This window comes from Pseudonocardia sp. (assembly GCF_035305885.1).
Taxonomy (GTDB): Bacteria; Actinomycetota; Actinomycetes; order Mycobacteriales; family Pseudonocardiaceae; genus Pseudonocardia.
In genome coordinates this window covers 1-20,162 of sequence record NZ_DATGOP010000018.1, presented here as the reverse complement: position 1 = coordinate 20,162, position 20,162 = coordinate 1, and the positions used below count along the sequence as shown (strand labels likewise).

Below are 20,162 nucleotides of genomic sequence, written 5' to 3'. Positions count from 1 at the left end.
TGACTGCCTGGTCGGCCCGAGCGCGCGGGGCGGTTGCCGGCCACCGCCGGGAACAACCCGCACCGGTTGCGCTCCGAGACGGCGTTCGCCACGCTCTGCGCCGCCGCACCCTCGCCGTCTCCTCCGGGCGCAGCGCCGGCACCGGCTCAACCGCGGCGGCGACCGACGAGCGAACGCCGCCCTCTAGCGGATCGTGCTCACCCGCCGCTATTCCGCGTGCGCCACCAGGAGGCAGCCTCACTCTCAGGTTCCGCGGAACCTGGTTTTCGTTGTTCCCCGTGCGCGGCTCCGGTGGGCCTCCTGGTGGCGCGGCGGATTGTGCGGGACCGCTCCTCGCAGGTCAAGGGCGCCTGTCGGCGTCCGCTCCGCGGATCGCTTCCCGACCCTTGACCTGCGAGCGTCTGCGGCCCCCTTTCGGGGAGGAATTCGCCGGGCAGGTTGGAGGCCTGCCCGTGTTCGCGCGGCGCCGCCAGGAGGCGGCTGCGTCGAATCTCGGGTTCCGCGGAACCTGATCCGCGCCCCCAAAGCTGTCGCACCCGGGTGTCATCCTCGTCTCACACATCCGGTGAGGGAGAATCCGATGTTCGGCACGGTCGACCCGTTCCCCCGGTTCGAGGCCCTGAGCGATCGCGATGTCGAGACCGGGTTGCTCGGTATCGCGGGGTACATCGCTGCTTGCTGCTCGACGACCGGACCGGCCTCCGATGCCCAGGTGCGTCACTCACGGCGCGGGACGGAGAGCGGTGCCAGTTCCCCGGCCGCCCCTCGGCCGGTGGCACCCGGCCGCAGCGGGCTCGTTGCGAACGGGCGTGCCCCTGAGCCGGGTACGGCCGTCCACGCAACCACGGAATTCGGTGGTGAACCCGACGCAACCACCCACCCGCGGCGAGGAGCCGGAATGCACCGGACCACTCGCCGCGGACGCACCTCCCTGGAGGGCGAGGCCTCAGACCGCGGTCAGCCCGCCGTCGACGAGGATCTCGACGCCTGTGACGTAGGAGGACTCGTCGCCGGCGAGGAACAGCACGACGTCGGCGACCTCGCGCACCTCTCCGGCTCGCTTCATCGGCACGCCTGCGATCTGCTTCGCCCGCCAGACCGGGTCCGCGGAGCCGCGGGAGGTGCGCATCGGCGGCAGCATGCCGGGCGCGACGGCGTTGACCCGGATGCCGTCGTCGGCGTAGTGCACCGCGGCGGTCCGGGTCATCGACTTCACGGCGGCCTTCGATGCGCCGTAGCCCAGGTGCACGCCGAGCTGGCCGATCGAGGCCGAGATCGACGACAGGTTCACGATCGAGCCGCCGCCGGTGCGGGCCATCGCGGCGGCGCCGTGCTTGATGCCGAGGAAGACGCCGCGCGCGTTGACCTGCATGAGCCGGTCGTAGAACTCGGTGCTGGTGAGGTCGGGGTCGAAGGTGCCGCTGATCCCGGCGTTGTTGACCAGCACGTCGAGCCGCCGGTACCGGGTGAGCACCTCCTCGATGGCGGCGACCCAGTCCGGCTCGGCGGACACGTCGAGGTGCAGGTGCATCGCCCGGCCGCCGTCCGCGCGGATCTTCTCGGCCACCGCGGCCGCGTCGCCGCCCTCGACGTCGGCGATGACGACAGTCGCGCCCTCCCGGGCGAACGTCTCGGCCGTGGCCCGGCCCATCCCGCCGGCGGCGCCGGTGATGAGGGCGATCTTGTCAGGCAGTCGCATGGCGGTTCCTTCCTCCGGTCAGCGGGTGGGCGGACGGCTCCTTCGGCGCGGTGCGGGCCCGCCGGCCCTTGATCGTCACGGCGAGGATGCAGACGGCGGCGGGGACGAGCAGGTTCAGGAACACCTGGCGGTAGCCCAGGCCCGCGGCGACGAGCACGGTGCCCGCGGCGGCGCCGCCGATGGCGCCGAACCGCGCGATGCCGGTGGCCCAGCTGGTCCCGGTGGCGCGGATCGAGGTGGGGTAGAAGGCGGCCGACAGGATCGGGAAGCCGGTGCCGACGGTGTTGGTGAACATGCCGAGCACGAACACCAGCGTGCCCAGGACGACCACGTCCTGCGGGGCGACGGCGATGAGCACGACCATGACGGCGGCGCAGCCCATCGCGGCGACGAGCGTGCGGTGCAGGCCGAAGCGGTCCATCAGCACGCCGATCCCGAGGTTGCCCAGCGTGCCGCCGGCCTGCAGCAGCAGCCCGATCGTCGCGGCGGCGGTCAGGGAGAAGCCGACATCGGTCATGAGGATCGGCAGCCAGCTGTTGGTCAGGTAGACGATGAAGAACGCCGCCACGAACCCGAGCCAGATCGTGAACGTCCCGAGGCGGAAGCCGCGCGCCACCAGCCCGGCGACGGGCAGGCCCGGCGGGACGGGCGGCTCGTCGAGCAGGAAGCGGGTGCCCGGCGCGACGGGCTCCGGCACGACGCGGCGGACCAATGCGGCCAGCTCGGCGTGGCGGGCCTCGTGGCGGGCGAGGTATTTCGGCGACTCCGGCAGCAGCGCCGCGACGACGGTGGCGTAGGCGACCGGGAGGACCCCGCCGACGACCAGAGCCCAGTGCCAGCTCGCGATCTGCACGGCCGCGCTGGTGAGGTAGCCGGCGAGCGCCCCGCCGAGGGTCATCCCGCAGTAGGTGAGCGCCATCATCGCGGCGCGCCGCCGGGCCGGGGCGAACTCGCTGACCAGCGTCGTGGCGTTGGGCAGGGCCGCGCCGAGCCCGATGCCGGTGAGCAGGCGCAGGATCGAGAACGACAGCACGTCGGTGGTGAGCGCGGTCGCCACGCTCATCAGCCCGAAGAACACCAGCGAGGCGATGATGACCCGGCGCCGCCCGACCCGGTCGGCGAAGGGGCCCGCGACGAGCGATCCGATCGCCAGGCCGAGCAACCCGCTGGTGACGACGGGGCCGAGCTCGCCCTTCGTGAGCCCCCAGTCGTCGAGCAGCGAGGGCGTGATGTAGCTGACGATGGCGACGTCGATCCCGTCGAGGGTCGCCACTCCCAGGCAGAGCAGCAGGACCCGGCGCTGGAACGGGCCGACCTTGTGCCGGTCGATGAGGCGTTGCAGGTCGAGAACGGGTGGTGCGGTCATCGGGTCCTCCGTTGGACGGGGCGGGGCGAGGCAGCGGGGGTCAGCGACCGGCCGCCTCGAGGTTCGTGGTCCAGGACGCGGGGGAGTAGCCGGTGCGGTCGAGGACCGCGGCGCCGGCGTCGAACGCGAGCCGGGCCGCCTCCGCGGCGGGGCGCGCGTCGAGGTCGTCGGAGAAGACCTCCACCGACGCGGGCGCGTGGACGCCGCGGTCGCGCAGCGCGCCGAGCAGGCCGAGCGTGTCACCGGTGCCGTGGCCGGGCAGCTGCCGGCGGTGCCGTGCCTCGTCGGCGAGGTCGGGGCCTGCCTCGGGCAGCACGTCGCACAGCTGCAGGGAGGTGATGGCGGAGGCGGGGACGCCGTCGAGGTCGGCGGGGGTGGCGCCGGAGCGGAACCAGTGCCACAGGTCGATCACGACCCCGCTGTTCGGCCGACCCGCCGCGGCCACCACCTCCCACGCCTCGCCGAAGGTGCGCACGTGGCTGTAGGGGAGGAACTCGAAGCCGACGAGCACGCCGTGCGCGGCGGCGCGGTCGCACAGCGCCCCGAACGGCTCGACGAGCTCCGCCGTCGGGTGCTCGAAGAACATCGGGACGTTGAGCTGCCGGACCCCGATCCGGTCGGCGAGGCGGAACACCGCCTCCTCCACCCGGTCCTCGCCCGCGGCCCAGTCCCAGGTGTGCTCCAGCTCCAGGACGCGCAGCCCGTGCCGGTCGAGCAGGTCGCGGATCTCCTCGTCGGACATCCCGGAGTCGACGTAGTCCGCGACCCGCAGCCCGAGGCCGGTGAAGCCGGCCGCCGCCGCGGCCGCCGCCCGGCTGGGCAGGTCGGCGAAGCGCAACGTGTTGGCGCTGCACGTGAGCGGGGCGGTCATGTCAGCCCTCCGCGCGCAGCGGGACGCCCGGCGTGCTCGACCCGGCGAGCCACTTCGCGCCCTCGTCGTAGAGGCGCTCGACCGCCTCCCCGGTGAGCCCGGGCAGCCCGGTCATCACCGCGAACCCGGCCTTGGTCTGCACGTAGCCGAGGTGGCGATAGCCGACCGGGAACCGGGCGAGCAGCTCCGGGTCGAGCGCGAGGGAGGCGGCCGGGTCGACCGGATCGAGGCGGTCCTTCTCGTAGATCGGCTGTCGCCGTACGATCTTCCACGCGCCGTCGGTGTCGCGCCGGCAGAAGTCGTAGAACCGGCCGGTGCACACCACGTCGACCTCGACCCCGTCGACGGTCGCGCGCTGGTTGATCGTCATCTTCGTCTGGGCGATCGCCCGGTCCTCGACGACGTCGGCGGAGTGCCCGCCGAGGAAGTGCAGGATGCTCACCCCGCTCTCGAAGCCCGCCTTGCTGCGCTCGATGAACTCCGTCGCCGGGCCCTGGAACCAGGTCGCGGTCATCCACCCGTCGGCGTCCCACACCGTGGCGAAGCGGTCCCAGTCGCCGGCGTCGCGCCACACGGCCCAGTTGTCCACCAGCTCACGCAGCGCCAGCCGGTCGTCCTGACTCGTCGACACGCTTCCTCGCCTCCTCGTTCGGTCGTACGTGGTCTCAGTCGATGCGGGGGGCGAGCTGCGTCCCGGCCGCGACGTGGAGGGTCTCCCCGGTGATGGCGCGGGCGCGGTCGGACAGCAGGAACGCCACCGCGTGCGCCACGTCGACCGGCTCCACCAGCCGCCCCAGCGGCGACGCCGCGGTGAACCGCCGCGCGTAGGCCTCGACGCACTCCTCGTCGCCCTTCACGGCGTTGAACGGGGTGCGCAGGAAGCTGGGCGCGACGACGTTCGCGGTGACCCCGAGCGGGCCGAGCTCGCGGCAGGCCGCGCGGGTCATGCCGACCAGGCCGGCCTTGGACGCCGAGTAGGACGCGGTCGAGCCGCCGCCGAGCCACACGCGCGAGCCGATCGACACCACCCGGCCGCCGCCGGCGCGCCGCCACGGCGGGATGCAGTGCTTGATCATCAGCGCCGCGCCGGTCAGGTTGACGTCGAGCGTGGCCTGCCAGTCGCCCAGCTCGAGGCCCTCCACGGAGTGCTGCGGTTCGACGCCCGCGTTGTTGACCAGCGCGTCGACCCGGCCCCACGCCGCGTCGACCCGCCCGACCGCCGTGCGCACGGACTCCTCGTCGGTGACGTCGACGGGCACGCCGAGAACCCGGTCGTCACCGCCTCGATCGTCACCGAACCCGGCGGCGGCTTCCACCGCCCCGTGCCGGTCCAGCAGGGCGACGCGGAAGCCGTCGCCGACCAGGACCCGCGCGATCGCGGTGCCCAGCCCGCCCGCGCCGCCGGTCACGATCGCGACCGGCGCGCTCACGACGCGCCGACCTGCGGCCGGGCCCGGGCGGCGAACCCGACGATGTCGCGGGTCAGCGCCTCGGGCATGGACGGCACGGGGGAGTGGCTCGACTCGAGCTCGCTCACCGTCCCCAGCCGGGCGGCCAGCGCGCGCTGCACCTCCGGCGTGCAGGCTCGGTCGAGGGTGCGGACGACGAAGTGCGACGGGACGTCCCGCCACGCCGCGCGCGTGACCAGGGTCAGCGCGACGAACCCCCAGCGCAGGCCGGGGGCGATGCCGTGGCGCGCCCAGAGGCCTTCGGGTTCCGTCCGTCCAGTGGCAACACGGTCCCGCTCGCGCCCCTGCGCGTGTTCGGCTCCGGGTTCGTGCAGCGCACCGCGGTCGTGAGGGTTCGGTCTCATCGTCGGGACCTCCTTGGTCGCGGGAGATCCTGCGGCGTGGTTCGGGGCCGCCGCCAGGAATCGTTGCCATCCAGTGGCAATGCGGCGGATACGCTCTGGTCGGTCGACGGCGAAGGAGGCGGTGTGGCGGGTCGGACCAGTACGCCCGGGCAGAGCGTGTCGCGGCGGTTGCTCGCCGTCCTGGACTGTTTCGACGTGGCGCACCCCGTGCTGTCGCTCACCGAGGTGGCCGCGCGCAGCGGTCTGCCGATCTCGACCGCGCGCCGGCTCATCACCGAGCTGCGCGAGTGGGGCGGGCTGGAGCGTCTCCGCGACGGCCGCTACCGGATCGGGATGCGGCTCTGGACGGTCGGGAGCCTCGCCCCGCAGCAGCGCGGCCTGCGGGAGGCGGCGCTGCCCGCGATGCACGACCTGTTCCAGGCGACGCAGGAGAACATCCAGCTGACGGTGCCCGACGGCACCGAGGCCCTGTGCATCGAGAAGATCTCCAGCGACCGGGCGGTGTCGACGATGACCCACGTCGGGGGCCGCCTCCCGCTGCACGCGACCGGGGTGGGCAAGGCCATCCTCGCGTTCTCGGGCAAGCAGCTGCTGCGCGCCGTCGTCGACGCGGGACTCGCCCGGATGACGCCGCACACGATCACCGAGCCCGGTCGGCTCGCCGCCGCGCTGGCCGAGGTCCGCCGCACGGGGGTGGCCTACTGCTACGAGGAGATGACCTTGGGTGCGGTGTCCGTCGCGGCGCCGGTCCTGTCCGTGGACGGGCGGGTCCGGGCGGCGCTCGGCATCGTGGCGCACTCCCGCGCGGCCGTCGACCGGCTCGCCCCCGCCGTGCGGACCGCGGCGCTGGGCATCGCGCGCGCCATGGGCTGACCGCACCGGTGCCGGTGCACCCGGGCGCTTGAGCGGCGAGATGGAAAGAGGGAGATCATGAGCGTGCCCCTGCCGCCGGCCTTCGCCCACCGGCGGATCGACGTCGACGGGGTCGGCATCCACTGCGCGGTCGCCGGCGACGGGCCGCCGCTGCTGCTCCTGCACGGCTACCCGCAGACCCACCTGATCTGGCACGAGGTGGCGCCCCGGCTCGCCGCCGAGCACACGGTGGTCCTCGCCGACCTGCGCGGCTACGGCGACAGCGACAAGCCCGCGCCCACCCCGGGCGACCGCGAGTACGCCAAGCGCGCCATGGCCGCCGACCAGGTCGGTCTCATGGCCGCGCTGGGGTTCGACCGGTTCTGCGTGGCCGGGCACGACCGCGGCGGCCGGGTCGCGCACCGCATGGCGCTGGACGCGCCGCATGCGGTGGCGGCGCTCGCGGTGCTCGACATCGTCCCGACCCGCTACACGTTCCAGCACGCCGACACCGCGTTCGGACTCGGCTACTACCACTGGTTCTTCCTCGCGGCGGGCAACGGCATCCCCGAGCGGCTCATCGGCAACGACCCCGGGTTCTGGATCACCGCGCGGATGAACGCCCGCCACCACGGCGGCACCCGCTTCGACCCGGCGGCCGTCGCGGAGTACGTGCGCTGCTTCTCCGACCCGGCCGCCATCGCCGCCTCCTGCGCCGACTACCGGGCCGCGGCGGGCGTCGACCTGGAGCACGACGACGCCGACGCCGCGGCGGGCCGCCGGGTCACGGCGCCGCTGCTCGCGCTCTGGGGCGCGCACAGCTTCGTCGGCCGCACCTACGACGTGCTCGCCGCGTGGCGCGAGTACGCCGACGACGTCTCCGGGGCGGCCCTGCCGGCCGACCACTACCTGCCCGAGGAGGCGCCGCACGAAGTCGCGCGGGCGCTCGGCGAGTTCTTCCGCGGGCGGTGATCCCTCAGCGGGGCGGGGGTGGTCGCGAACGAGCCGACGTGGGCGAGCGCGTCGTTCATCGCCGCGTCGAGCGGGGCACGTCGCGCATGGTGCGGCTGAGCAGGACCCCGCCCTGCAGCGCCGAGAGCAGCGCGGACGCGAGCTCGTCCAGGTCGGTGTCGGAGCGCAGCTCGCATGCCGGCGCTGACGCTGCGCGACCTCGAGCGCGACGGCCTGCTGGTGCACCCGACGGTGCCGCCGCAGGTGGAGCACGAGGCCGCCGAGATCGCCCGTGACCTGCTCGCCTCCACCCGCCAGCTGTCCGGGTGGGCCGAGCGCCACCACGCGGCGATGGCCGCGGCGCGGGCGGCCTACCACGCCCGCAACGGTGCCGGGCAGGATCCCGCCCCGACCACCGGACCGGACATTTCCCGGGCCCGTCCTGCCATGTGACCAGCGTCTTGTGGAGCCCGGCGGGGCGATACGACGATGCGGGCATGACCCCGGCGCGCACCCGCTCGACCACCCCGCGGTCGGGCCTGCCGTCGTTCGGCCTGGAGCTGTTCTGGCCGTCGCGCCGCGTCCACACCTTCGACGAGGGCTGTCGCTGACCGCGCACGTCAGCGACCTGCCAACCCTCGTTCCGGAGGAGACACCCATGTCGTCCCGTCGCCCCGTCCTGGGCGAGGACTGGGCCGCCACGATCACCGGCCTCGTCCTGCTCCTGCTCGTCCTCGCCGGCGTGATCCCCGGCTGGGTGGTGCCCTGATGGCCGGCGAGGAGGCCACCAGGCAGGAGAGCGTCGAGCAGCGGACCGAGGCGGCCGCGCCCGCGCCACCGCGGACCACCGGCGGCACGATCGCCGGGCTCGTCGTGCTCGTCGCGCTGGCCGCGGTGGTGCGGCTGCTCGACCAGACCCTGCCCGAGGCCACCGAGGACACCGCGATCGGCGGGGTCGTGTCGGTGATCGAGTACCCGGTGTACGCGATCCTGCTCGGCCTGCTCGGCAACCTCGTGCTCACCCGCCTCGGCCTGCGCGAGCGGCTGTCCGGCGCGTTCCGGACGGAGTTCTTCATCAAGACCGGCCTCGTGCTGCTCGGCGCGTCGATCAACCTCGCGACGATCGTCAGCGCGGCCGGGCCCGCGATCGTCCAGGCGGTCGTGCTGATCTCGATCGTGTTCGGCTTCACCTGGTGGCTGGGCGGGCGGCTCGGCCTCGACGACAAGCTGCGCGCCCTGCTGTCGACCGCGGTGTCGATCTGCGGGGTGAGCGCCGCGATCGCCGCCGCGGGCGCGGTGCAGGCCAAGCGGGAGCAGCTCGCCTACACCGCGAGCCTGGTGATCGTCTTCGCGCTGCCGTCGATCTTCCTGCTGCCGCTGCTCGCGAGCGGGCTCGGGCTCGAGCAGGCCGTGGCGGGCGCCTGGATCGGCGGCAACATCGACACCACCGCCGCGGTGACGGCGGCAGGCGCCATCGCGGGCGAACAGGCGCTGCAGCTGGCGGCCATCATCAAGAGCACCCAGAACGCCCTGCTCGGGGTCGTGGCGGTCGCGCTGACCGCCTACTTCGCGCTGGTCGTCGAGCGGAAGGGGGCCGCCCCGGCCCGGTCGTGGGGCCGCGACCTGTGGGAGCGGTTCCCCAAGTTCGTGCTCGGCTTCCTCGCCGCGTCGATCATCGCCACGGTGTTCCTCGCGAGCGGCGGCTCGAAGGACGCGATCTCGGCGGTGAACGACCTGCGCACGCTGTTCCTCATCCTGGCGTTCGTCTCGATCGGCCTCGAGTTCCGCGTCGCGCCGGTCCGCGAGGCGGGCTGGCGGCCCGTCGGGGTGTTCGCCGCCGCGACCGGCGTGAACCTCGTGGTCGGGCTCGGGCTCGCGGCCCTGCTGTTCACCGGGTTCCAGGTGGAGGCGTGAACGAGTTCCTCTGGTACATCCCCAACACCGTCGAGCCGGGTCACCGCGGCGACGACACGACCGACGGCTGGGGCACCCTCGACTACTCGGTGGACCTCGCCGAGGCCGCGGAGCGGCACGGCTGGGGCGGGGCGCTGATCGGCACCGGCTGGGGCCGCCCCGACACGTTCACCGTCGCCACGGCCATCGCCGCCCGCACCACGACGTTCCGGCCGCTCGTCGCGGTCCGGCCCGGCTACTGGCAGCCCGCCCACTTCGCGAGCGCCGCGGCCACGCTGGACCGCCTGTCCGGCGGGCGGTTGTACGTCAACGTGGTCACCGGGGTCGACGACCTCGCCGCCTACGGCGACGGCGAGTTCGACCCGGCGCGCCGCTACGACCGCACCCGCGAGTTCCTCCGGCTGGTCCGCAGGCTCTGGCACGAGGACGCAGTGACCTCCACCGGCGAGTTCTACCGGGTCGAGAACGCCACGCTGCGGCCCCGGCCGCTCGGCGCCGAGGACGGCCGGCACCCGCGGCTGTACTTCGGCGGCGCCTCGAGCGCCGCCGAGGAGGTCGCGGCCACCGAGGCCGACGTGCAGCTGTTCTGGGGTGAGCCGCTCGACGGCATCGCCGAGCGCATCGACCGGCTCACGCAGCTCTCGGCCACGCTCGGCCGCGAGCACCCGCCGCTGGAGTTCGGGCTGCGGATCACCACCGTCGTCCGGGACACCACCGACGAGGCGTGGCGCGCCGCCGAGGCGAAGGTGGAGCAGATGGCGAACCGGCGCGACGAGCCGCTGCGCGGCAGCCACAACGGCTCGGTCGGCCAGCAACGCCTGCTCGACCTCGTCGCGCGCGGCGACGTGCTCGACACCTGCCTGTACACCGCGCCGGGGCGCTACGGGGGCGGGGGCGCGGGGACGACCTGGCTGGTGGGCTCGGCCGCGGACGTCGCCGCCGCGCTGCGCCGCTACGCCGACCTCGGCATCACCCACTTCATCCTCTCCGACACGCCCTACCGGCAGGAGGTCGCGCGCACAGGGGACCGGTTGCTGGGCCTGCTGCGCGCACCGCAGGAGGCCTGAGCGCCGTCGTTCCGCGACGATGAGAATCGCCCTGCGGCCCGGTCTGCACATCACCGTGTTCGACCCGACGAGGAGGGAGCACGCCCATGACCGGGCCGCTCGACTCTGCACACGCGATCACCAAGCTCCCCGCCCAGGACCTGGATCGGGCCCGGCGCTTCTACCGCGACCGGCTCGGGCTCGAGCCGATCGAGGAACGCCGGGGCGGGCTGCGCTACGTGTGCGGCACGACGGAGTTCCACGTCTTCGCCTCGTCCGGGACGGCCTCGGGCTCCGCGACGCAGATGGGCTTCGAGGTGGAGGATCTCGCCGAGGCGGTCGCCGAGCTGCGCGCCCGCGGCGTGCGGTTCGAGGGCTTCGACATCCCCGGCTTCGGGGCCGAGGACGACATCGTCACCGCGCCCGACAACTACCCGAGCAAGGGCACCGGCGAGCGGGGCGCGTTCTTCTTCGACAGCGAGGGCAACCTCCTCGCCCTCGCCCAGGCGACCCGCTGACGGATCACCGCCTGCGGGCGCGGTAGGCCGCCGCGGCGTTGCGGTTGCCGCAGGCGGTGCTGCAGTAGCGGCGCGACCGGTTGCGCGACAGGTCGAGGACGATGCCCTCGCAGGTGCCGTCGGCGCAGACCGACAGCCGGCCGAGCTCGTCGGCGCGGATGAGGTCGATCATCGCCATGGCGGTCTCGGCGGCGATGCGGTCGGCGAGCGGGGAGTCCGGGTCCGCGACGTGGACGTGGTAGTCGAGCCCGTCGTGCCGGGCGAGCTGCGGGACGACGGCGTGCGCGGCGAGCAGCTCGTTCACCAGCTGTGCCGCCGTGTCCCGGTCGCTGGTCAGCAGCCTGCGCAGCGGGGCGCGCAGGGCGCGGACCGCGTCGAGCTCCCGGTCGTCGTGGGTGCGCGCGCCGCTGTAGCGGTGCTTGGCGCAGAAGGCGTCCAGCTGCGCGCGGTCGGTCAGCGTGTCCGGCTCCTCCGCCGAGTTCACGAGCTCCACCGCGGCCAGCAGCGCGGCGGTCGTGTCATGGGCGAAGGGCATGTTGACCCATTATGCTCCTCCGCGTAGCGTCATGAGTCATGGCGGCTTTCACTCATGACGCGCGGCTCGGTGCCGGGCTGGGTCTGGCGCTCGTGTCGGCGTCGTCGTTCGGGCTGGCCGGCTCGCTCGCCCGCGCCCTGCGCGACGCCGGGTGGACGCCGGCCGCCGCGGTCGCGGCCCGCGTGCTGCTGGCCGCGGTGGTGCTCGCCCCGATCGCGCTGGTGCAGCTGCGCGGCCGGTGGGGGCTGCTGCGCCGCACCGCCGGGGTGATCACCGCCTACGGGCTCGTCGCGATCGCCGGCTGCCAGCTCGCCTACTTCACCGCCGTCACGTACATGGAGGTCGGGGTCGCGCTGCTGGTCGAGTACACGGCCCCGGTCGCGGTCGTCGGCTGGCTGTGGCTGCGGCACCGCCAGCGGCCCGGACGGCTCACCGTGCTCGGCGCGCTGATCGCGATCGCCGGCCTGCTGCTGGTGCTCGACCTGCTCTCCGGCGCGCGGGCGAGCCTCGTCGGGATCCTCTGGGCGCTGGCCGCCATGGTCGGGGCGGCGAGCTACTTCGTGCTGTCGGCCCGCCGGGAGGACGGGCTGCCCGGCAGCGTGCTCGCCGCCGGCGGCCTCCTGCTGGGCGGGCTGGCGCTGGTCGCGGCCGGCGCGCTCGGCATCGTCCCGTTCGCGGTGTCCACCGCGGACGTGGCGTTCGTGGGCTTCACCGCCGGGTGGTGGCCCACGGTGCTCACGCTCGGCGTGGTGACCGCCGCCCTCGCCTACGCCGCCGGCATCGCCGCCACCCGCAGGCTCGGGTCGCGCCTGGCGTCGTTCGTGGGGCTCACCGAGGTGCTGATGGCGCTGCTGTTCGCCTGGCTGCTGCTGGGGGAGGCCCCGCGTCCGATCCAGCTGGTCGGCGGCGCGCTGATCCTGATCGGCGTCGTGGTCGTCCGCCTCGGCGAGCCGGTGCGCGCACCCGAGCCCGCCGCCGCGCGGACCTGAACGGGGATGGTTCGGATCAGCGGGCGAGCACGTGGCGCACCGTTGCGACCGGGTCCTGGGCTGGCGCGATCACCAGGCCGCTGACCAGCGGCTCGACCGCCGCCGCGAGCTCCGCCGCCAGCTCCAGCCCGGCCGCCGCCCCCGCGGCGCCCGCCCGCTCCAGCCGGGCCAGCACGGCGTCGGGGATGTGCACGTCCGGCACCTCGTGCGCGAGGAACTCCGCCTCCTCGAACCCGGTCAGCGGGCGGATGGCGGCGAGCACGGGCGGCCGGTCGTCGCCGATCGCGTCGAGCAGGCGTTGCAGGTCGTCGACGTCGTAGAGCGGGCGGGTGATCAGGAACTGGGCCCCGGCGGCGATCTTCGCGCGGGCGCGGGCGGCGGCCTGGGCGAGGTCGCGGCAGCCGGGGTTGATCCGGGTGCCGATCTCGAAGTCGGTCTTGGCGGGCAGCTGCAGGCCGTAGAAGTCGGTGCCCTCGTTGAGCCCGGCGAGCAGCTCGATCAGCCCGATCGCGTCGACGTCCCAGACTCCGTCCACGTGCGGGTAGTCGCCGAGCAGGGGCGGGCTGCCGGTCTCGCAGACGATGCGCTGCAGCCCCAGCGCGTGCGCCCCGAGCAGGTCGGCCTGCAGCGCCATGATCGTCCGGTCCCAGGTGGTGACCGTCGCCATGACCTCGACGCCGAGCTGCTGGTGCAGGGTCAGAGCCAGGTCGGCTGGGGTGACGCGGGCGCCCACCCCGGTGCCCGCGCCGACGCAGAGCAGGGTGACCCCCAGATCGGTGAGCCGTGCGGCCAGCTCCGCGGTCTCGTCGACGGTCGCCCCGACCTCCGGCGTGAGCTCGACGACCACCGACCCGGCGGCGGCGACCGACGGGGCCGTGGCGGGGGCGGGCGCCGGGACCGGGGCGGCGGGCGGGGCGGCTAGCCGCGGGGTGGTGCGCGCCGGGTGCCGCGCGGCCATCTCGACGACGGCGGCGAGCTGGGTCGGGGTCGTCCCGCAGCAGCCGCCGACGACGGATGCGCCCGTGTCGAGCAGCTCGCGGACGTACCGCACGAGGTACTCCGCGTCGATGTCGTACTCGAACCGGGCGGGGCCGGTGCGCCGGGGCAGCCCGGCGTTCGGCAGCGCGGTGAGCGGGAGGTCGGTGTGCGCGCGCAGCTCGCGCACGACCGCCAGCATCCGCTGCGGCCCGATCGTGCAGTTGGTGCCCAGCGCCGCGATCGGGGTGCCCGCGAGCGCGGACGCGACCTCCGCGGGTGTGTGCCCGCTGAGCGTGCGCGCGTCGGGCCCGAAGGTCGCCTGCGCGACGACGGGGATCTCGACCGCGCCGAGGGCGACCTCGACGGCCTCGAGCAGCTCGTCGAGGTAGCCGAACGTCTCCAGCTGGATCAGGTCGACGCCGGCGGCCGCGAGCGCGGTGATCTGCTCGCGCAGCGCGTCGGCGCGGGCGGCGCGCCCGATCCGCCTGCGCTGGTGCACGCTCACCGCGGGGGCGACCGACCCGGCGACGAGGATCCGCCCGCCCGCCGCGGCCTCCCGGGCGATGCGGGCCGCGCTGTGGTTGATCTCCTCGGTCTTCTCGGCGAGGCCGTGCTCGGCGAGCCGCAGGCGGGAGGCGCCGAAGGTGTTCGTCTGGATGATGTCGACCCCGGCGTCGACGTAGCTGTCGTGCACCGCGCGCACGAGCGCGGGGTCCGACAGCGAGATCGCCGGCAGGGCCTGGTCGAGCGCGTTGCCCGCCGCGTGCAGCATCGTCCCCATCGCGCCGTCGGCGACGAGGGTGCGCTCGGCGAGGAGGGAGCGGAACTCGGCGGCCGTCATCGGGGTCATCGCGCGTTCAGCCCTTCCAGGATCTCGACGGCCACCTCGACCATGAGCCGGTCCCGCTGCAGGTCCAGCCGCAGGCCGGTGATCTCCTCCACCCGCCGCAGCCGGTAGGCGACGGTGTTGGGGTGCACGTGGAGCCGCTTCGCGGCGCGGCTCGGGCTGCCCAGCTCCTCGAAGTACACCGACAGCGTCGCGACGTAGTCGGTGCCCGCCGCCTCGTCCTCCCGGACCAGGTCGCCGATGACGTCGTCGGCGAACGCCCGCAGCTCGGCGACGTCGGGGAACCGCAGCAGGAGCCGGTGGATGCCGAGCTCGGAGAACAGCACGACCCGCCCGGTGCCCATCCGTTCGCCGGAGGCGGCCGCGCGCCGCGCCTCGGAGTAGGAGCTCGCGATGTCGGCCGCGGGCCGGTAGGCGTTGCCGATCCCGATGGCGGCGACCGTGAGCCCGCGCTTGGCCAGCCCGGCGATGCAGTCGGTCGCGATGCGCCGCGCGCGCTCGGTGGCGCTCACCCCGCCGTGCTCGGGGACGATCGCCACCACCTCGTCGGTGCGGGTGGCGAGGATCGCGTCGCCCGCGAGCCGGGCGAGCAGGCCCTCGACGGCGGGCTGCGGCGCGGCCCGGCCGCCCGTGCCGAGCGCGACGGACACGACCGCGTGGTGGCGCGACTCGTCGTAGCCGAGGTGCTTGGCCCACCGGGACGCCTCGCCGTCGTCCTGCCCGCGGTGCAGCAGCAGGCCCTCGACGAGCTCCCGGCGGGCCCGGCCGGCCGCGGCGGTGACGACGACCTCCCGCCCCAGCAGTACCCCGCACACCATCGCGGCGTGCTCGCAGGCGAGCAGCATCAGGTCGTCGCCCATCCCGCCCGCGTCGCCCTCCACCGCGTCGGTGACCGCGACGAGGTAGCCGGCCACCTCGTCGCCGACCGACACCGGGGCGACGAGCACCGAGCCGCTGCGCCCGCGCCCCGGGACGCGCAGGGCCCGCCGGTTGCGGGCCGCCGCGGTGAGGACGCCCTTGAAGCCGGCGGTGCCCGAGTGGTGGCGAGCGCGGGCGACGACGCCGTCGGCGTCTCCTCCCGTCGCGATCACCTCGAGCCCGCGGTCGAGCACGGCCACCGACGAGCGCGTGTTCGCCGCGAGGAACCGCAGCACCGGTTCCAGGTCGGTCTGCTGCGCCGCGGCCGCGGACAGGTGGCTGCACATCGCGACGAGCCGCCGCAGCCGGACCAACTCGTCGGCGCCGTCCGCCTGCCCCATTCCAGCCACCGGAGAACGGGCGGGGGACAGCCGATCCGGGAATGCGTCGGCGGCCGACATGGGTGGACCCTACGGCGCGGTTCGCGTCCGGGGCAACGCGCGCGTCGGGGCCGCGACGGTCGTTGTCGAACCCCACAACCGCGACGCGGCTGGCGTTGGGGTCGCGGCACAACGGCTCGTACCGCCGCCGTCGGCGCAGGCCACGGCCCCGGCGGACGACGCCGGTCGAGGGGGTCGCGTTGTGGCCGACCACAGCGGAACGGCCAGGAGGTTTGAGGCGCGGCCCGAAGACCCGGACCCCGTCGGCCTGCCAACCTGATCGCGAACCAACGCAGGAACGGTCGGCGAAATGCAGGCGGACCGGGTTTCCGGCGTTGCCGTGGATGCGGCGGAATCGCCCGGCGGGCCAGCCGCCGGAATTCCGCACCGCATTCCCGAGGAACGTGAAGGGCGATCGATGATGCTCGTGGATTTCCGGCCGCACACCAGGCTCCGGGGGAACGCCCCCGTCGACCTGTCGACCTCGCTGGTGCCCGTCGTGGAGGCCCTCGCCGAGGGGTCGGTGGACCTGGCGAAGGTGCGGGTCGTCTCCGACTGGGTGCAGTACCGGGAGAACTTCCGCGACGTCGTGGACGTGCGCCCGATCCTGCACTCCGCGCCCGGGGGTGCCGCCTCCGGCGCCCCCGTCCCGATGGGGGTGCGCGAGGACGACCTCGAGGTCGCCGTCGACGTGCGGCGCAGCGACGGCGTCCCGCTCAAGGAGCTGACCGCGGCCCGGCTGCGCGGCGCCCCGGACCGGGTGGTGCTGGAGGACTGGGGCCGCGGCAGCGAGTCGCTCATCTGGGACTTCAACGCCCTCTACTGGTCGGCGCTCGAGCTGTGGGAGAAGGCCACCGGCCGCGGGTACGAGCAGGCGCTGCCGGGCGGGGAGAGCGACGCGCGCAACCGGGACGCCGCGCGGGAGCTGGTCGACGGGCTGTTCGCCGTGTGGGACCGGCTGTCGGCCGCCGGTGCGCTGCCCGACGAGCTCTACGTCGTCGAGCTCGGGGTGGGCAACGGCGGCCAGGCCAAGGTGTTCCTCGACGAGTTCGCCGCGCGCGACCGCGAGCACGGCGCCGGCTACTACCGGCGCCTGCACTACCTCATGTGCGACTACTCGCCGCACGTGCTCGACCTCGCCCGCCAGACCGTGGCCGAGCACATCGCGCACGTCAGCTCGTTCGCCCTCGACGCCACCCGGCCCCGGACCTCGCTGGGCTTCCTGCAGTACAAGGCGTTCCTGGTTTACGTCTCCAACGTCTACGACAACCTGCCCACCGACGAGGTCGCCCAGCTCGGCGGGCGGACCTACGAGGTGCAGACCCGCACCTACCTGCCCGCCGACCCGGCCGCGGAGCTGGCCGACTCGGTCGGCGCGCGCACCGAGGACCTCCCGGCGCTGGTGCACAAGCTCCTGCGGCTGGGTCCCGCCCTGCTGCCCGACGCCGCGCCGGCGCACTTCTCCGATGTCGAGTCGGCGGTGGAGTTCTGGCGGCGCACCTGGTCGGCGCTGCGCCTGGAGGAGCGCTACGTCCCCCTGCCCGGGCTGGACACCTACCGGCTCGTGCCGGACGACGACCTGGGCGGGCAGCTCCCGCTCACCGGCGAGCTGCTGCGCCCGCTGCTGGAGTCGGGCGCGGACGTGCGGATGCACGTCTCGGGCGGGGCGCTCGCCAGCTTCGTCGACAGCCTCACGCTGCTGCACCCGTTCGGCAGGCTCGTCTGCCACGACCTGTTCGTCACCGACATCGACGCCTACCGGACCCACTTCCGCGGGCCCGGCAAGTACGACGGCTCGGTCGTCAACTGGGTGAACGGGCCGCTGCTCGCGCACGTGGGCCGCCGGCGCGGTTTCGACGTGCACTACGAGCGGTTCCGCCACCGCAGCGGCGGCAACATCGTCACGATGACCGCGCAGGTGCGGGACTGATGGACGGCCTGCCCCTGCTGCCCACCACCGTCGTCGGCTCCTACCCGGTGCCGGAGTGGATGGAGCGGCTCAAGACCGAGTACTTCCGCGGGCGCATGAGCCACGCCCAGCTGCAGGACGTGCACGAGATGGCGATCAAGGCCGCGCTGCGCGACCAGGAGCTGGCCGGGATCGACATCGTGTCCGACGGCGAGCTGCGCCGCGACAACGACCTCGACTACTTCCTCGCCCGCCTGCCCGGCATCGAGATCCCGCACACCGCGAAGGACTTCTACTTCGACTACTACGACACCCGGGTGCGCGCCCCGCTGCCCCCGCCCACGGGCGACGCGCCGCTGGGGCTCGCCGACGACTTCGCGTTCACCGCGGCCCAGACCGACCGGCCGATCAAGTTCTCGTTCACCGGCCCGTTCTCGCTGGCCCGCCGGGTGCACAACGAGGCGTACGCCGACCGGCGGGACCTGGTGTTCGCGATCGCCCGCCACCTCAACGCCGAGGCGCACGCGCTCGCGGCGCGCGGCGCGCGGCTGCTGCAGATCGACGAGCCGTTCCTCGCCGGCTACCCGCACGAGGCGGAGACGGCGGTCGAGGCGGTCAACATCGTCACCGAGGGCGTCGACGTCACCTGGGGCCTGCACGTCTGCTACGGCAACCGCTACGCCCGCCCGTCCTGGGAGGGGCACTACGACTTCCTGTTCCCCGCCGTGCTCGACGCCCGCGTGGACCAGCTCGTGCTCGAGTTCGCCCGCAAGGGCTACGACGACCTGACCGTCGTCGCCAAGCACGGGTGGGACCGCGCGGTCGGCGTGGGGGTCGTCGACGTCAAGACCAACCACGTCGAGACCCCCGACCTCGTCGCCTCCCGCATCCGCGGGGCGCTCGAGCTCGTGCCCGCCGAGCGCCTGGTGATCAACCCCGACTGCGGGCTGCGCAACGTCACCGGCGCCGTCGCCAGGGCGAAGCTCGCGGCCATGGTCTCCGGCGCCGCGCAGGTCCGCGGGGAGCTCACCGGCGCCCCCGACCCCGACCCCGAACCCGATCCGGACGCCCCCCGAGGAGGAGCGACGCGATGACCCAGTCCGAGCCGCACGAGTACCTGTTCACCTCGGAGTCGGTGACCGAAGGACACCCGGACAAGATCGCCGACGCGATCTCGGACGCGGTCCTCGACGCCGCGCTCGCGAACGACCCGCTCTCGCGGGTGGCGTGCGAGACGCTGATCACCACCGGCATGGTGGTGCTCGCCGGGGAGATCACCACCCCGCAGCAGCTGGACTACACGCAGATCGTCCGCGACACCGTCAACCGCATCGGCTACGACGACGGCCGCTACGGCTTCGACGGGCACAACTGCGCGGTGCTCGTGGCGCTGGACAAGCAGTCGCCGGACATCGCCCAGGGCGTCGACGAGGCGCACGAGCACCGCGGCCGCCTCTCCGAGGACGAGCTGGACCGGGCGGGCGCCGGTGACCAGGGGATGATGTTCGGCTACGCCACCGACGAGACGCCCGAGTACATGCCGATGCCGATCGCGCTCGCGCACCGGCTCTCGCGGCGGCTCGCCGTGGTGCGCAAGGACGGCACGCTCTCGTACCTGCGCCCGGACGGCAAGACCCAGGTGTCGGTCCGCTACGTCGACGGGGTGCCGGTCGCCGTCGAGCGGGTGCTGATCTCCACCCAGCACGCCGAGGAGGCGACCTCCGAGCAGATCCGCGAGGACCTGTGGCGCCACGTCGTCACCTCCGAGCTGCCGGAGGAGCTCTACGACGCCGCCGCGCTGAAGACCGACCTGCTGGTCAACCCGACCGGCCGGTTCGTCATCGGCGGTCCGGTCGGCGACGCGGGGCTGACCGGACGCAAGATCATCGTGGACACCTACGGCGGGTTCGCCCGGCACGGCGGGGGAGCGTTCTCCGGCAAGGACCCGTCCAAGGTGGACCGCTCGGCCGCGTATGCGGCGCGCCACGTCGCCAAGAACGTCGTCGCCGCCGGGCTCGCCCGCCGCGCCGAGGTGCAGGTCGCCTACGCGATCGGGGTCGCCCGGCCGGTCTCGCTGATGGTGGAGACGTTCGGCACCGAGCAGGTCGACCGCCGCCTGATCGAGAAGCTCGTCGCCGAGCACTTCGACCTGCGCCCCGCCGCGTTCCGCGGCTACCTCGACCTGCACCGCCCGATCTACTCGCCGACCTCGGCGTACGGCCACTTCGGCCGCACCGACGTCGACCTGCCCTGGGAACGCACCGACCGGGCCGCGGCGCTGCGTGCCGCCGCCGGCCTCGCCTGAGAGGAACGAGATGACGCTCGTCGACAGCTCCGTCCCCGCCTACGCCGGGACCCGCAACGGCATCGAGTTCGCCGTGGCCGATCTGGGCCTGGCGGAGTTCGGTCGCAAGGAGATCCGGCTCGCCGAGCATGAGATGCCGGGTTTGATGGCGTTGCGGCGTGAGTACGCCGAGGCGCGTCCGTTGCACGGGGCGCGGATCGCGGGTTCGTTGCACATGACGGTGCAGACCGCGGTGTTGATCGAGACGCTGGTGGCGCTCGGGGCCGAGGTG

The 20,162-nt window shown here is 74.0% G+C and carries 20 protein-coding genes and 1 pseudogene; 12 read left to right on the top strand and 9 right to left on the bottom strand.

Translation table 11 applies throughout. The annotated features are described in order from the left end of the window. Positions 1–24: 24 nt before the first annotated feature. Positions 25–184, top strand: a pseudogene (locus VKZ81_RS02885) (IS110 family transposase); the annotation flags it as partial. A 762-nt stretch (positions 185–946) separates the two neighbouring features. Here VKZ81_RS02885 and VKZ81_RS02880 read toward each other — a convergent pair. Genes VKZ81_RS02880 through VKZ81_RS02855 form a run of 6 tightly spaced genes read right to left on the bottom strand, consistent with a single transcriptional unit; the run spans position 947 to position 5,749 of the window. After that, positions 947–1,699 carry an SDR family NAD(P)-dependent oxidoreductase gene (locus VKZ81_RS02880; protein ID WP_324239806.1) on the bottom strand — a complete coding sequence of 251 codons (753 nt, stop codon included), beginning with the start codon at positions 1,697–1,699 and terminating at the stop codon, positions 947–949. Next, positions 1,686–3,065 carry an MFS transporter gene (locus VKZ81_RS02875; protein WP_324239805.1) on the bottom strand — a complete coding sequence of 460 codons (1,380 nt, stop codon included), beginning with the start codon at positions 3,063–3,065 and terminating at the stop codon, positions 1,686–1,688. The genes VKZ81_RS02880 and VKZ81_RS02875 overlap by 14 nt, the downstream gene beginning before the upstream one ends. Positions 3,066–3,105: 40 nt before the next feature. After that, positions 3,106–3,936 carry a sugar phosphate isomerase/epimerase family protein gene (locus VKZ81_RS02870; RefSeq protein ID WP_324239804.1) on the bottom strand — a complete coding sequence of 277 codons (831 nt, stop codon included), beginning with the start codon at positions 3,934–3,936 and terminating at the stop codon, positions 3,106–3,108. A 1-nt stretch (position 3,937) separates the two neighbouring features. Further along, entirely contained in the window at positions 3,938–4,567 is a 630-nt protein-coding gene (locus VKZ81_RS02865) for a nuclear transport factor 2 family protein (protein ID WP_324239803.1), read from the bottom strand. 34 nt (positions 4,568–4,601) lie between these two features. Then, positions 4,602–5,366 carry an SDR family oxidoreductase gene (locus VKZ81_RS02860; protein WP_324239802.1) on the bottom strand — a complete coding sequence of 255 codons (765 nt, stop codon included), beginning with the start codon at positions 5,364–5,366 and terminating at the stop codon, positions 4,602–4,604. Next, positions 5,363–5,749, bottom strand: a complete 387-nt coding sequence (locus VKZ81_RS02855; protein WP_324239801.1) for a hypothetical protein — start codon at positions 5,747–5,749, stop codon at positions 5,363–5,365. Before VKZ81_RS02855 ends, VKZ81_RS02860 begins: the two co-directional genes overlap by 4 nt. A gap of 123 nt (positions 5,750–5,872) precedes the next feature. Here VKZ81_RS02855 and VKZ81_RS02850 point away from each other — a divergent pair, with 123 nt between their 5' ends. The 6 genes from VKZ81_RS02850 to VKZ81_RS02825 all read left to right on the top strand — a co-directional run bounded on the left by VKZ81_RS02850 (position 5,873) and on the right by VKZ81_RS02825 (position 11,030). Further along, entirely contained in the window at positions 5,873–6,622 is a 750-nt protein-coding gene (locus VKZ81_RS02850; RefSeq protein WP_324239800.1) for an IclR family transcriptional regulator, read from the top strand. 57 nt (positions 6,623–6,679) lie between these two features. Continuing rightward, positions 6,680–7,573, top strand: a complete 894-nt coding sequence (locus VKZ81_RS02845) for an alpha/beta fold hydrolase (protein ID WP_324239799.1) — start codon at positions 6,680–6,682, stop codon at positions 7,571–7,573. A 174-nt stretch (positions 7,574–7,747) separates the two neighbouring features. Continuing rightward, positions 7,748–8,005: a winged helix-turn-helix transcriptional regulator gene (locus VKZ81_RS02840; RefSeq protein WP_324239798.1), complete on the top strand. Its 258-nt coding sequence runs from the start codon at positions 7,748–7,750 to the stop codon at positions 8,003–8,005. Between the two features lie 315 nt (positions 8,006–8,320). Beyond that, a complete protein-coding gene (locus VKZ81_RS02835; RefSeq protein WP_324239797.1) occupies positions 8,321–9,466 on the top strand; it encodes a YeiH family protein in 1,146 nt (381 codons plus the stop codon). After that, entirely contained in the window at positions 9,463–10,533 is a 1,071-nt protein-coding gene (locus tag VKZ81_RS02830) for an LLM class flavin-dependent oxidoreductase (protein ID WP_324239796.1), read from the top strand. The genes VKZ81_RS02835 and VKZ81_RS02830 overlap by 4 nt, the downstream gene beginning before the upstream one ends. 86 nt (positions 10,534–10,619) lie before the next feature. Further along, positions 10,620–11,030 (top strand): VOC family protein, encoded by a 411-nt coding sequence (locus VKZ81_RS02825; RefSeq protein WP_324239795.1) that lies wholly within the window; start codon positions 10,620–10,622, stop codon positions 11,028–11,030. Positions 11,031–11,034: 4 nt separating this feature from the next. Here VKZ81_RS02825 and VKZ81_RS02820 read toward each other — a convergent pair whose 3' ends face one another. Beyond that, on the bottom strand, positions 11,035–11,565 hold the full coding sequence (locus VKZ81_RS02820; protein WP_324239794.1) for a CGNR zinc finger domain-containing protein: 531 nt from the start codon (positions 11,563–11,565) through the stop codon (positions 11,035–11,037). 38 nt (positions 11,566–11,603) lie between these two features. On the opposite strand from VKZ81_RS02820, the gene VKZ81_RS02815 reads away from it, so the two are divergent. Next, positions 11,604–12,554 carry an EamA family transporter gene (locus VKZ81_RS02815; protein ID WP_324239793.1) on the top strand — a complete coding sequence of 317 codons (951 nt, stop codon included), beginning with the start codon at positions 11,604–11,606 and terminating at the stop codon, positions 12,552–12,554. Between the two features lie 16 nt (positions 12,555–12,570). Here the strand turns inward: VKZ81_RS02815 and VKZ81_RS02810 are convergent, their stop codons facing one another. Both VKZ81_RS02810 and VKZ81_RS02805 read right to left on the bottom strand, forming a co-directional pair. Next, positions 12,571–14,382, bottom strand: a complete 1,812-nt coding sequence (locus tag VKZ81_RS02810) for a bifunctional homocysteine S-methyltransferase/methylenetetrahydrofolate reductase (protein WP_324239792.1) — start codon at positions 14,380–14,382, stop codon at positions 12,571–12,573. Next, positions 14,379–15,638, bottom strand: a complete 1,260-nt coding sequence (locus VKZ81_RS02805; RefSeq protein WP_324239791.1) for a PucR family transcriptional regulator — start codon at positions 15,636–15,638, stop codon at positions 14,379–14,381. The genes VKZ81_RS02810 and VKZ81_RS02805 overlap by 4 nt, the downstream gene beginning before the upstream one ends. A gap of 457 nt (positions 15,639–16,095) precedes the next feature. On the opposite strand from VKZ81_RS02805, the gene VKZ81_RS02800 reads away from it, so the two are divergent. The 4 genes from VKZ81_RS02800 to VKZ81_RS02785 all read left to right on the top strand — a co-directional run. After that, positions 16,096–17,607: a hypothetical protein gene (locus tag VKZ81_RS02800; RefSeq protein WP_324239790.1), complete on the top strand. Its 1,512-nt coding sequence runs from the start codon at positions 16,096–16,098 to the stop codon at positions 17,605–17,607. Continuing rightward, positions 17,607–18,680, top strand: a complete 1,074-nt coding sequence (locus VKZ81_RS02795) for a uroporphyrinogen decarboxylase/cobalamine-independent methonine synthase family protein (protein ID WP_324239789.1) — start codon at positions 17,607–17,609, stop codon at positions 18,678–18,680. Before VKZ81_RS02800 ends, VKZ81_RS02795 begins: the two co-directional genes overlap by 1 nt. Continuing rightward, positions 18,677–19,891 (top strand): methionine adenosyltransferase, encoded by a 1,215-nt coding sequence (gene metK / locus VKZ81_RS02790; RefSeq protein WP_324239788.1) that lies wholly within the window; start codon positions 18,677–18,679, stop codon positions 19,889–19,891. Before VKZ81_RS02795 ends, metK begins: the two co-directional genes overlap by 4 nt. A gap of 10 nt (positions 19,892–19,901) precedes the next feature. After that, on the top strand, positions 19,902–20,162 hold a 261-nt coding region (locus VKZ81_RS02785; RefSeq protein WP_324239787.1), incomplete at its 3' end, for an adenosylhomocysteinase.